Here is a 12564-nt window from a genome sequence, read left to right on the forward strand (position 1 = left end):
AATATATGCGCCAACCTCTACGTTGGTTTTTAAACATAAACTGATACACATCAGACAAGTCGCTAGAGCAATTTCAGGACATAAGTGTTTGAGGCATTGGAACTGCACAACTTGTAAAGATACGATGATCATTCCGTATCAAGACATACTTGATCTCAAATAAGACGAGTTAATCTTCGAGCAGTATGTGCCAGTGAAAGACGACATAACAGTCATCCAATGCACCACTTTTTAGTGCCAGTGAAGCGCTCAAAAACTTTAATCGTGCAAAGGTTAAAGTAGGATTGCAACATCACACAGATGTAATTCCCCGCCCATTCATAGGCAGGCAAATCATCTTTAGACGCATTAAGATTTATCCAAAATCAACAATGTATTTCTAAGCCATGATGTTTGTTAGACTAAAACAGCGAGTTGTCGGTGTGGATCACTATTAGGTGTTACACCCATGAAACGTATGTTGATTAATGCAACACATGCCGAAGAAATTCGCGTTGCACTTATCACTGGTCACCGCCTTTACGATTTTGACTTAGAAAATCGCACGCGTGAACAAAAGAAAGCCAATATCTACAAAGGTCATGTGACTCGTGTAGAACCGTCTTTAGAAGCTGTATTTGTAGAATATGGTGCAGGTCGTCAAGGTTTCTTGTCGATGCGTGAAATTGCCAACTCTTACTACAAAGCAGATCCTCGCCAAACTTCAAACATTCGTGAACTCATTACTGAAGGTACTGAGCTTCTTGTCCAAGTAGAAAAAGAAGAACGCGGCAACAAAGGTGCAGCACTTTCCACTTATATTTCGCTTGCAGGTCGTTATTTGGTCTTGATGCCAAACAATCCAAAAGGTGGTGGTATCAGTCGTCAAATTTCAGGTTCAGTCCGTGAAGAACTGAAAGAAATGTTGGCTTCATTAAATACCCCACGTGGTATGAGTGTGATTGTTCGTACCGCAGGCATTGGACGCTCACAAGAAGAACTACAACTCGACTTACAACATTTATTAGACCTTTGGGCACAGATTCAAGGCACTGCGAATTCAGGTCCATCTCCGATGTTAGTACACCAAGAAGCAGGTGTAGTAACACGTGCCATTCGTGACTATCTACGTGATGATGTTGCCGAAATTTTAATTGATTCTGAGCAAGCGTATAACGAAGCGTATAACTTTGTTAAAGCCGTGATGCCGAACCAACTCGACAAACTCAAAACCTACACCATCAATGAGCCTCTATTTGCCCATTTCGGGATTGAAAGCCAAATTCAAACAGCCTATGAGCGTGAAGTAAAACTTCCTTCTGGTGGTTCAATTGTCATTGACCAAACTGAAGCGTTGGTTTCGATTGATATTAACTCAGCAAAATCGACACGTGGTCATGACGTAGAGGAAACTGCGTTAAGTACTAACTTAGAAGCGGCTGAAGAAATTTCTCGTCAACTGCGTTTACGTGATATTGGCGGTCTAGTGGTGATTGATTTTATCGACATGACCAAAGAGCGCAACCAACGTATGGTTGAAGCGAAACTGCGTGAAGCAACACAAAGCGACCGTGCACGTATTCAATTCGGTCAGTTATCACGCTTTGGTTTGATGGAAATGAGCCGTCAACGCTTACGCCCTTCTCTTGAAGAAGCAACAGGTTATGTCTGCCCTCGCTGTCATGGCACAGGCATGGTACGTGACTTACGTTCACTTTCACTTTCAATCATGCGTAAAGTAGAAGAAATTGCGCTTCGTGAACGTCATGGTGAAGTTCAAGTTGAAGTTCCTGTTGAAATTGCAGCATTCTTATTGAATGAAAAACGTCATAGCCTTGTCTACTTAGAACAAACTTCAAATGTACGTGTGACTGTATTGCCACATCCACATTTAGAAACGCCTCATTACGAAATTTCATATAACCCTGAAGGCTTTGCACCAACCAGTTATGAACGGACTGAAGCAACTCGTTCAAGCGAAAAAGAGTTAGGTTATGAGTCTTCTGAATGGCATTTAGAAGAAGAACAGCAACAAGCTGCTCAACTCAACCCAGCTGCGCCTGCTCAACAGCAAAATCAAAAGCAAGGCAACAGCAATAGAAAGCAAAATGCAGCACAAGCGCAACAACAAAAACCACAACAAGTGGTGCAAGCACAAGTTGCACAACCTTCATCTAGCCCATGCGCATGGTTAGAAAACTTGTTTGTACAAAAACAAGCAACAACTATTGATCAATCACGTACTGCAAACAATGCAGCAGCTGCGATTGAACAAATGATCAATGGTGGTGCAGTCAGTCGTGGTCAGTTTGGCCAAGTGAATACAAACGTTGTCGCTGCGCCAGTACCAACAACAGCACCTCAACGTCCAGTCGCAGACACCAATGCTTATTTAAGTCACACGCCTGTTCAAAAAAATGAACAACGTGATTACGCTGAAAAAACGCTTGAGAAAGATGAAAAATCTCAACGTAACAACAAAAAACGTAATAACAATAATAAGCACAAAGAAGCGCGCGAACAGTCACATGAACAAAATCAAGTGATTGAAGAAGTTGTGCAAGCGCCACGTCATGAACAGCGTGAACCACGTCAAGAGCAACGCCGTCAACAGAAACAACAGCGTCCTCAACACGATCAGCAACAGCAGCATGCAGATGTAAATCATCACGCTGAACCTGCAGTTCCACGCCGTGATCGTAACAACCATCAACGTCCAAACCGTCCAAATCGCCACCGCGATGCAAGCGTGTTTAATGATGAGCAAAATCCAACTGCACAAGCACAGGTCACTGCACCTGTTGAAGCAAAAGCAGTAGAGAAAACTGCAAGCATTAAAGTGGACTTGGTTGATGCTCCACGCAATGACACATTGACCACTGCACTTGTGGTGAATGTAGATCAATCAAAAAGTGAAATCATCGCTTTAGCACCACAACAAAAAGCTGTGCCAACCTCAAAAGAAGTGACAGTGCCTGTTGTCGCTAAAACTGAAGTTGAAGCACTGGTGAGCCAAGATATCGCTCAGCCTGTGGCAAAAAAAGTTGAGGTTACATCTGTACCTGAGCAGCAGCTTGAAGCGCCAAGCCAACCTGTAAAACGTGCAAGCAATGATCCACGCCAACGCCGCCGTCAACAACGTGAAGCAACAAAAGCTACACCTGTTGCAGCACCAAGGCTAACACCGTCACAAGTGCCAACTTTAGGTCAATACACCATTGGCAGCTTAATTCGTCATGTATATGGTGAAGACTGTGCGGTATTGATTGAACAATTTGGACTGATTCCAACCTTCAATCGTGCACTACAAAAGTTCACAGATGAGTATGCATCTACACTTCAAATTGAAAAATCTGAAGTCGCAGTAGAGAAAAAAGCAGTCACTCGTGATGTGGAAATTAGCAAGGCTGCACCTGAAGCTGAACCTGCGCCAGTGTTAGACTTAACACCGCCAAAACCTGTTTCAGACAAACGTGTTGCTAACGATCCTCGCGAACGTCGCCGTTTAGCAAAGCTTGCTGCTGAACAAGCAAAACAAGCACATGTGGAACAAAAGCATGCGACTGAAACAATAACTCCTGTTCAAGCCGTAGCTGCAGCACCTACTGTTGAAGTAGCGATCGTCGAAACAGCAGCAACACAAAATGATGCTGTACACACTGAAAACCCTTCTGACACAGCAACTGAAACTACGGTTGAAATAACACCAAAAGTTGAAGTACACGCTGAGCCACAAGCTGTTGAAGCAAAGGTAGAAACAACTGAAAAACCGCAAAGCAAAGCAAAAGCACAACAAGACTTAGTACTTGATACTGCAACATCTACACCAGTAGAAAAAACCAGTAAAAAAGCTGAGACAAATGCAGATGCTGACAAAGCTGATGGTGAAAAACCAGCGCGCCCACGCCGTCCTCGTGGTCGCCCACCAAAAAAAGCGACACCGCCTGCAGCTGACTAATTTGCTGAATTGCGGGTAATTTAAAAAAACCTAGTCATTTCGATGGCTAGGTTTTTTTGCTATTTTTAATACTATTTTGATGAGTTTTGTCAAATTAGGTTGATTGCTCTAGCACTATACCCTAAAAAGGACAACTGTAAAATTTACGTAAAGTTACTCGCAAACAAAATAGACTTTATTGGATTACGAAAAATAAATAGGATGCTTATGAGCGCAAATATACAAAATGATCTTATTGGGATTACTGATGTCGCAGCACGATTACCTCAGTTTCTCAGTAAAGTACCCAATTTACTCACAGGACTAAAACAAGCCTATTTACGTACACCCAATACGCCTTCGGGTTTAGGTCTAGCATTTGAACGTGCAGTGAAACGTAACCCTTATGGCGATGCTTTGATTTTTGAAGAGCAACGTTTTAGCTATAAAGAACTTAACAATTGGGCAAACCAAATTGCACACTACTATTTGTCGATTGGTGCAAGCAAAGGTGATGTCATCACGGTGATGATTGAAAACCGCCCTGAATTAATTGCAACAGTTATTGCTTTAGCAAAAATTGGGGTAACCTCTGCACTGGTCAATACCTCTCAAGTCGGCAAAGTACTTGCCCATAGCATTAACCTCGTAAATCCTATCGCAATTATTGTTGGTGAAGAATGTCGTGCAGCAGTGGATGACATCCGCCAAGATCTTAATATTGCACAAGATCGCTTCCACTGGTTTGCTGACCAAGAAACACAAAAAGATGTAGGTCAAGCACCTAAAAACTATGTCAACATTGCAGAAGTCATTGATCGTTTCCCTAAATTCAATGTCCCAACGACCCATAAAGTCACAGGCAAAGATGGCTTATTTTACATCTATACCTCAGGGACGACAGGTTTACCCAAAGCAGTTATCTTTACCAATAGCCGTTGGATGCTCGCTTTTGGAACCTATGGGCATGTACTCAATTTAAATGAAGATGATGTCTTGTACTGCACCCTACCCCTCTATCATGCAACAGGTATGGTGGTGTGTTGGTGTGGAGTAATCGCAGGCGCAGCTACACTTGCAATTCGCCGAAAATATTCAACTTCTAGTTTCTGGACTGATGTACAGAAATTTAATGCATCTGCCATTGGTTATGTCGGTGAACTCTGCCGCTATTTAATGGATGCACCACCATCAGACAATGATCGCAAACATCGTGTCACCAAAATGATCGGCAATGGGATGCGCCCGAATATTTGGAGCAAATTCAAACAACGCTTTGGTATTAAAGAAATTTTAGAATTGTATGCATCAAGCGAAGGTAATGTCGGTTTTAGCAACATCTTCAACTTTGATAATACAGTCGGTTTTTCACCAGTCCCTTATGCAATCATCCAGTTTGACAAAGAAAAGAACGAAGCTGTACGTGATAAAAAAGGTTATTGCATTAAAGTTAAAAAAGGTGAAGTTGGCTTACTGCTGGGTAAAATCACGAAACGCTCACCTTTTGATGGCTATACTGACCCTGAAAAAAATAAATCTGTGATCATGCATGATGTTTTTACTCAAGGTGACTCTTACTTTATTACCGGTGACTTAGTCCGTGATATTGGCTTCCGTCATGCACAATTCGTTGACCGTCTAGGCGATACATTCCGTTGGAAAGGTGAAAACGTATCGACCACTGAAGTTGAAAATATTGTCAGTGAATACCAAAAAATCACTGAAGCGGTGGTTTATGGAGTCGAAATTCCAAACACCAATGGACGTGCAGGTATGGCAGCCATCACGTTAAATGATGGTGCTGAACTTAGCGAACAAGACTTAACCAATATGGTCACTGAGTTCAAAAAAGGTTTACCTTCTTATGCAGTACCTGTATTTTTACGTATTCAAGAAGCCGTAGAAACCACGGGTACTTTTAAATACCAAAAAAATAAACTCAAAGAACAAGGCTACGATCCGAAAAAAACCACAGATCGTTTATATGTTCTTTTACCAGGTGCAAATCATTATTGTGAAATTAACGATGAAATTTGCCAAAATATAGAAGCATATAAGTATCGTTTCTAATGCCAGCTTCGGTTATAAATGGAATTTTTAGAAAATAACCCCTAAAATTGTGTTATTTATAACCGAACGCTGCAAACTTTATTAATTTTTACTTGCGCTCTATCAATAAATTGCTAAAATACGCTCCATCAAAACAAAGTAGTGTTTAAATTTATTTTACACTACGTATTTAAGTGAAAACTTAGATATAGTGGGTCGTTAGCTCAGCTGGTAGAGCAGCGGACTTTTAATCCGTTGGTCCCGCGTTCGAATCGCGGACGACCCACCACTTATTTTGATCATCTTTAGATGGGTCGTTAGCTCAGCTGGTAGAGCAGCGGACTTTTAATCCGTTGGTCCCGCGTTCGAATCGCGGACGACCCACCATCTTATTGTAAAAGCTAATTTTACAATACCTGCTCAGGATCGCTTATCCTTGCTCAGGGTCGTTAGCTCAGCTGGTAGAGCAGCGGACTTTTAATCCGTTGGTCCCGCGTTCGAATCGCGGACGACCCACCATTCTTTCTTAGGGCTTCTTTCTATACCAGATTGGTATATAATGAATAGAAACCTACAAGTTCCGACCAAGACTAAACATCTTCTTCAGATGCTTCGCCATTCTCGAAATTTTGTTAATTTTATCTGTTAAAGCTATAAATTTGATATTATATATCAATTATTTAACTTAAAAACAGTTAGATGGTATTGTGGTCTAGTATTAAAAATCAGACACGGCGTTTTCTTGTAAAATTTTAAAATGATATTTTAAAGTTTTTTCAGGGTTGTTAGCTCAGTTGGTAGAGCAGTAGACTCTTAATCTATTGGTCGTGGGTTCGAACCCCACACAACCCACCATATATTTCAACAACTTATAGAAAATAAAATAAAAACAAAATTAGCTATTTATGAATAGGTAGCAAATAGGCAGCGAAAAATGAATAATTTGATTGATGGATTAAGAAATCTAGAATATGAAAACAAGAGACAAGCTGAAAGACTTAATTCTGAAATTCAAAAAATCTTAGAAGCTGAAGACAATCGTATTACTAGAAATCTCGATACAAAAATCAATCTTCAAATTTGTATTAATCTTATAGTATGCAAATTACATACAAATAAGCAAATACTTAAATTCGGAGAATAGACTATTGTCAAAAAATTCATTAATAGTCTCGATGTCATTCTAAGTAAAGTGCTTCACCCACCTAGACCATTTTCCATAGAAAATGAAACATACCTTACAAATATCTCTCCAATTTTCATTAAAGAAATACAGCCCCACGAGTATAGAAATTTCCGTACTTTTAATGACTGGTATACATTACATTCAATACTAAATTATTTTTTTATAGATTCCGCTAAATTTAAACAATTTATCTATCATCTTGAAACAAGATCAGCTCCTACAAAATCTATGACTGAGCAAGCTTGCGATTATCTAATAAAAATTTTTGAATCATTAAGCGAAGAAGACAAAAATAAACTGCATGAAAAGAACAGTGGTAAAAGTGGCATTAAATCGCTCATAAAAAGCCAAATTAACAAGGAAATAGGCTTTGTCGCACAAACATTCAAAAGCTAAACTTTCCCCAAGTTATCCAAATTTAGGTGATAACTCGGGTGTGAGGTCAACCCAACGCCGTAAATGTATTTAATACTGCCACACGTGCATGCATCTCGTTGACTTGGCTTTGGAAGTTTGTCGAACTGAGTTTATCACCTGAGATACCGTCTTGGTAGTCAATCAGGTTTTGAGATTATTCGACCAATAAATAATCTCTTTGATAGGCAGTCTGATGTTTTAAAACGCCATAACACAGATGTATAAGCTTGCGCATTGCAGCACCTAAAGCACACATTTTATTTTTACCCTGGCTTAATAATCGTTGATATAAAGCTTCAATGTGTGGATTATATTTAATCGCTGTTAATGCTGACATATACAATACTGAGCGTATTTTACTGTCACCTGCTTTTGATAAGTGACTTTGCTTGTTGACTGAACTGCCAGACAACTGATGTACTGGAACCAAACCTACATATGCAGCAGCTTGACTTGCTTTTTCAAACTTGTGCGAATGAAATAACCCCAACAGTAATAAGCCTGATCGTTCACCGATTGAAGGAATAGTTTGCAGTAATTTCAAATCCTGTTTCAATGTTGGATCTTGATCTATGTGATCATTTATTAACTTATCAATATGTTCAAGTTGCTGATTTAAATACTCAATATTTTTTTCAAGTAATTTAATCACAACAACAGAGGTATGAGTGGACTGTGCCTTTTCAAGTCGATTCTTTTCCTGCAATAGACTACCTAGATAGACATCTCGTCTGCCTAGTAAAGCTTTTAATAATCTGACATTTTCAGGTTCAGGCTGCCATATGATTAACTTTGCGGTGTAACCATAACGTGAAAGAGCTTCACTATCAGCTTTATCCGTTTTATTTAGCATGGACATGCCTTTGGCAAAGGCTCTTACTCGTGAAGGATTAGCCACACAAACCTTTACACCTGCATCATATAGATAATATCCCAAATTCTCATGATAAACCGAAGTCGCTTCCATGATTGCTGTCACTTGATCAGGTTCAATTTTAAGAGTGATGAGCCATTTGAGCAGACTGCCAAAGCCACTTTCTGTATTAGTAAATATTTTATTTTTTCTTTTTCCAGTCAAACCTTGAGGGAAAATGCAACAATCTATTTTGGTTTTACTGACATCAATACCTAGCATAATCATGGTGATATTCCTTGAGTTTAAGCTATGATTTTTATCCCATTAACCATCATCTTACCTTGTGAATACAGCATCAAAGTGCTTAGTTACCGTTCAGAGTTGTATGAGGGATAAGGGCAAATTGTAGGTTTTATCTCAGGTTCAAATTTAAGATTTTAGCAGCACTCCAAACTCTACAATTTGCGTATAGTGGTAGCTAATCACTATATCAATCAAGATACAAGAAGCACTGCTTCGTAAGATTTGATGCAATGCATCTTGGTTTCGACCAAACTTCGGCGATGATAGCCTGACCATTTTTTCCATAATGTCCTGCCTAAACGTTTAACTCTTCAAAGTCATTCATTTCGCTCTAACGAGCTGGTCTTTGTATCTTTCCAAGGTTTCGCATTTTTCTTGGTGGAACCACCGCATGCGCTTGTCGCTCTGCGATGACCTGACGGCATTGCTTGGTATCATAAGCCCCATCAGTATAGACCGAGTCTATCTGTTCTTCTTGTGGAATCTGATCCAGTAAATCACCAAGCACCTGTGAATCACTCATATTGTTGGTTGTGAGCTGAATAGCGCGTATTTGAAGGGTTTCAGCATCGATACCAATATGTAATTTACGCCATTGGCGACGATATTCAGGCTGATGTTTTTTAGGTTTCCATTCGCCTTTACCTAAAAACTTTAAGCCAATAGAATCAACGAATAGAAATATTTCCTCGATTTATTAATGCTCTGTTATAAGAAGACCAATGGGTTGTACGATAGATTTTAGGTGTGGGCTTATTCATTTGAGAATTATAATACCGAATAAGCCTTTAACGGTAGTTTTGTGCAACAAAGCCCTTTAAATCCAATAATTACCCCCATTTATAAATACACGTACGTCCTAAGCGATTCAGCAAGTGGATTAGGGGTTCGCCCCACATAACCTATCAATTTATTTTTGTTTTAATTTTCTTCTTCGCTTATCAACTTTTTCAATACATATTCCTGCGTTGGAACATATGTACCGTCAATAAATCGACCATTTTCTATCTCATTATTTGAATAAATGTTTTTTAAATCAATAACTAAATCACCATTTTCATTAACGTTATAATAAAAATATACACCTTCTATACGACGTATTTCGATTTGCCGTGTTTGGGGATTAAATCGCCATGTATTTTGTTGATATACGCGAGTTGCTTGGTTAGATTTCTTTTCATAGCTCATTTTCCCCAAATAAATTAAGGTTCGATGTGAAGTACCATCTTTAAGTAAATTAATCATAAACTCAGCTTTACCTTGTGCACATAATGCGAATTTTTCCCTGCAATCAACAATTACATGATAACGCCCAACATAAGGTCGCGACTGTGTAGAGACAATTTCTTGAGCAGCAGATTCAGAAGATTGTGCATGTGGCAATGCTGTTCTGCCTGCAACTTCGGTTAGACGTTTACCCTCTTGTTGTGCATCCTGTTTCTGCTCCCCAAGATTTGTACTATTTGCTGCTATTTGATCCGCAGATTGCTTCGGGAAATCACACGCTGTAAGAAAACTACATATTCCAACCGTGATAATTTTAGCGAGATAGGATTGAAAATTTAGAGATAACTTCATATTTCATATCTATAAAACGATCTTTGAGCTTAAAATTCAAATTTTGTAATAATCGCTCTATAGTAATTTATTTTTATATAAACTATAAATTGATCAACCGCAATTGTTACAAAAAGACACAACTATTCAAATCATTAGCACACATTTTTATCTCAAATTTATCACTATGGATGAGATCAATATCTGCTTGTTATTTACAGAAAATACACAATCGCAATAAGATTTCCTCTTTAAAACCATTCAACTCGCCCAATATATATTTTAAAGGTATTTTCCTTTTTAAATTTTTTAGGAGAAACAATTCATGGCCAAATCTGGTTTATATCGTTCTAGCCGACATAATATGATCGCCGGTGTCATGGGCGGTATTGCTGAACGTTTTGGTTGGAATGTCACATTATTACGCATCATTTTCGTTATCGTTTCATGTATGAGTGCGGCTTTTCCAGGAATTTTAGTTTATCTGGTGCTTTGGTTATTGATTCCTAAACAGGATTTGCAATTGCAGTCCCCATACTCAAATGGTTATCAACAACCCATTCGTACTGTGCAAAACGAAAAATTTAAATAATCTTTCACTCATTGTTTTAATACACTGTTTCATTTTCACCGCTACGACAAAGTATCCCCTAAACTGTCGTAGCGTTTTTTATATCCAAATTTTAATTTTTTAAACTTTTCAAGCTATTGATCTGTTGTTGTAAGGCAGCAATCATATCTGCACGACTAATAATACCCACCAATCGATGTTGCTCAACCACAGGAATATAGTTAAAAGAACGTTCTACAAAATAAGGCACTAAATCTTGAATGTCTTGCTGTGGTTGCACCGTAACGACTTTCCGATTCATAATTTGTTTGACCATATGTTCCCATGATGCTCGTGGATCGGCAGCTCGTTTAAACCACTCAACGACATCATATAAAGCCAACGTTCCAACCAATTCTTGTTGTACATTAATGACGGGTAAGCTCATCAAATTCACTTTTTTAAACTGATCTAAAGCATGATGAATATTATCATTTTCCTGCAAACTCATCACATCTTTCGACATAATGTCTTCACAGAGAAACTGTGTCACTACACGCGCACTGGCTTTTTCTTGTGCCTGTAAAATAATTTTTTGCAGGTCATATTCGCTAATATCTAACAACTGAGTTTGTTGCTCTAAAACCTCTTGAATATCTTGCGGTTGAATGGTGACTTTTTGTGTCGGTGTGGGATCTTTAGAACGTGTATTGACTTGAGCCACTTGTGGATATTGCTTGCCAAGTAAACGGTTAAAAATAATTGCCACAGCCAAAAGCAAAACAGAATTTAATAAAACAGGATAGAAAATAAAGTTGTAGCCCAATTGATGAATCGAATCTCCGCCTAACACGGCCGTAATTGCAACTGCCCCACTCGGTGGATGTAGCGAATCTGTGGTCATCATCAAGAAAATAGCCGTAGCAACTGCAATACTAAATGCTTCTGTTTGATTGGAAATAAACATCGCACAAGTCACCCCTATCACCCCTGCAATGATATTGCCCACCACCATATTCCACGGTTGTGCTAAGGGACTTGCAGGAACGGCAAAGAGTAAAACTGACGATGCGCCCATCGGGGCGATATACCATGCATTAAAATCACCCAACACATACCAACTGATGAGCGATGAGATTGCTAAACCTAGTAATGCGCCAACACCACATAACAATCGGTCTTTGAGGGGTAAAACTTTAAAATTGGGTTTTAGGGTATTAAGCCATTCAAGTTGAGTATGAAACACGTCGTTCCTTGATTTTACCGATTTGAGTATAATTATACGTCGTTGTAGTCATAAGATATATTTAATATCCATCTTATGAAAAAAATTATGGTTTGAAGATTAAGTTTTGATTTATGCTGCTAATATCCACCCCACACTCAATACATATCGTGCAGAACCACTGACTTTCGTGACTGAATGTGTATATACATCTGAACGAAATAATTTGATTCGGTCTAAATTTAAAATAGGCTTTTCACAGATAAACTCACCGCCTTTCTTTGATTTTTTAATGATGATATTTAAACGAAAATGTCGCGCTGCTTTGACAATATCCCGATGAGGTGGAATTTCTGAGCCTATCGGAAAGCGCAATAAAAATAGATCTACTTTAATACCCATTGGAATATAGGCTAAGAGCAGTTTGTCATAGCCTGATTGTTGTCGACCTTTTTGCCAAACTAACCATTTCTGGTCAAACAAAGCTAATTTCATCATCCACCTA

Annotated in this window: 9 protein-coding genes, 4 tRNA genes and 1 pseudogene; 9 read left to right on the plus strand and 5 right to left on the minus strand. The window is 38.9% G+C overall.

Annotated elements, in window-relative coordinates:
• Nucleotides 1–448 precede the first annotated feature (448 nt).
• The 8 genes from G0028_RS16845 to G0028_RS16880 all read left to right on the plus strand — a co-directional run bounded on the left by G0028_RS16845 (nucleotide 449) and on the right by G0028_RS16880 (nucleotide 7547).
• Nucleotides 449–3937 (plus strand): Rne/Rng family ribonuclease, encoded by a 3489-nt coding sequence (locus G0028_RS16845; protein ID WP_180046861.1) that lies wholly within the window; start codon nucleotides 449–451, stop codon nucleotides 3935–3937.
• Between the two features lie 207 nt (nucleotides 3938–4144).
• Nucleotides 4145–5986: a long-chain-acyl-CoA synthetase gene (locus G0028_RS16850; RefSeq protein WP_180046859.1), complete on the plus strand. Its 1842-nt coding sequence runs from the start codon at nucleotides 4145–4147 to the stop codon at nucleotides 5984–5986.
• 192 nt (nucleotides 5987–6178) lie between these two features.
• Nucleotides 6179–6254: transfer RNA gene (locus G0028_RS16855), tRNA-Lys, on the plus strand.
• 22 nt (nucleotides 6255–6276) lie between these two features.
• Nucleotides 6277–6352: transfer RNA gene (locus tag G0028_RS16860), tRNA-Lys, on the plus strand.
• 56 nt (nucleotides 6353–6408) lie between these two features.
• Nucleotides 6409–6484, plus strand: a tRNA-Lys gene (locus tag G0028_RS16865).
• 260 nt (nucleotides 6485–6744) lie between these two features.
• Nucleotides 6745–6820 (plus strand) — tRNA-Lys (locus G0028_RS16870).
• A gap of 79 nt (nucleotides 6821–6899) precedes the next feature.
• Nucleotides 6900–7109, plus strand: coding sequence for a hypothetical protein (locus G0028_RS16875; protein WP_130072181.1), 210 nt, complete (start codon nucleotides 6900–6902; stop codon nucleotides 7107–7109).
• A 270-nt stretch (nucleotides 7110–7379) separates the two neighbouring features.
• Nucleotides 7380–7547 (plus strand): hypothetical protein, encoded by a 168-nt coding sequence (locus G0028_RS16880; protein WP_165353025.1) that lies wholly within the window; start codon nucleotides 7380–7382, stop codon nucleotides 7545–7547.
• A gap of 175 nt (nucleotides 7548–7722) precedes the next feature.
• Here G0028_RS16880 and G0028_RS16890 read toward each other — a convergent pair whose 3' ends face one another.
• The 3 genes and pseudogenes from G0028_RS16890 to G0028_RS16900 form a co-directional block, all read right to left on the minus strand.
• Nucleotides 7723–8709: an IS110 family transposase gene (locus tag G0028_RS16890; protein WP_111885219.1), complete on the minus strand. Its 987-nt coding sequence runs from the start codon at nucleotides 8707–8709 to the stop codon at nucleotides 7723–7725.
• 239 nt (nucleotides 8710–8948) lie between these two features.
• Nucleotides 8949–9488 (minus strand): annotated as a pseudogene (locus G0028_RS16895) (IS5 family transposase); the annotation flags it as partial.
• 160 nt (nucleotides 9489–9648) lie between these two features.
• Entirely contained in the window at nucleotides 9649–10305 is a 657-nt protein-coding gene (locus G0028_RS16900) for a hypothetical protein (protein WP_180046288.1), read from the minus strand.
• A 304-nt stretch (nucleotides 10306–10609) separates the two neighbouring features.
• Between G0028_RS16900 and G0028_RS16905 the strand changes: the two genes are divergently transcribed.
• Nucleotides 10610–10876, plus strand: a complete 267-nt coding sequence (locus G0028_RS16905) for a PspC domain-containing protein (protein ID WP_130072183.1) — start codon at nucleotides 10610–10612, stop codon at nucleotides 10874–10876.
• A 91-nt stretch (nucleotides 10877–10967) separates the two neighbouring features.
• Here G0028_RS16905 and G0028_RS16910 read toward each other — a convergent pair whose 3' ends face one another.
• Both G0028_RS16910 and G0028_RS16915 read right to left on the minus strand, forming a co-directional pair.
• Nucleotides 10968–12080: an HPP family protein gene (locus tag G0028_RS16910; RefSeq protein ID WP_130072184.1), complete on the minus strand. Its 1113-nt coding sequence runs from the start codon at nucleotides 12078–12080 to the stop codon at nucleotides 10968–10970.
• 111 nt (nucleotides 12081–12191) lie between these two features.
• Nucleotides 12192–12557 carry a 2OG-Fe(II) oxygenase gene (locus G0028_RS16915; protein WP_257222249.1) on the minus strand — a complete coding sequence of 122 codons (366 nt, stop codon included), beginning with the start codon at nucleotides 12555–12557 and terminating at the stop codon, nucleotides 12192–12194.
• Nucleotides 12558–12564: the final 7 nt, after the last annotated feature.

The organism is Acinetobacter piscicola (genome assembly GCF_015218165.1).
Lineage (GTDB): Bacteria > Pseudomonadota > Gammaproteobacteria > Pseudomonadales > Moraxellaceae > Acinetobacter > Acinetobacter piscicola_A.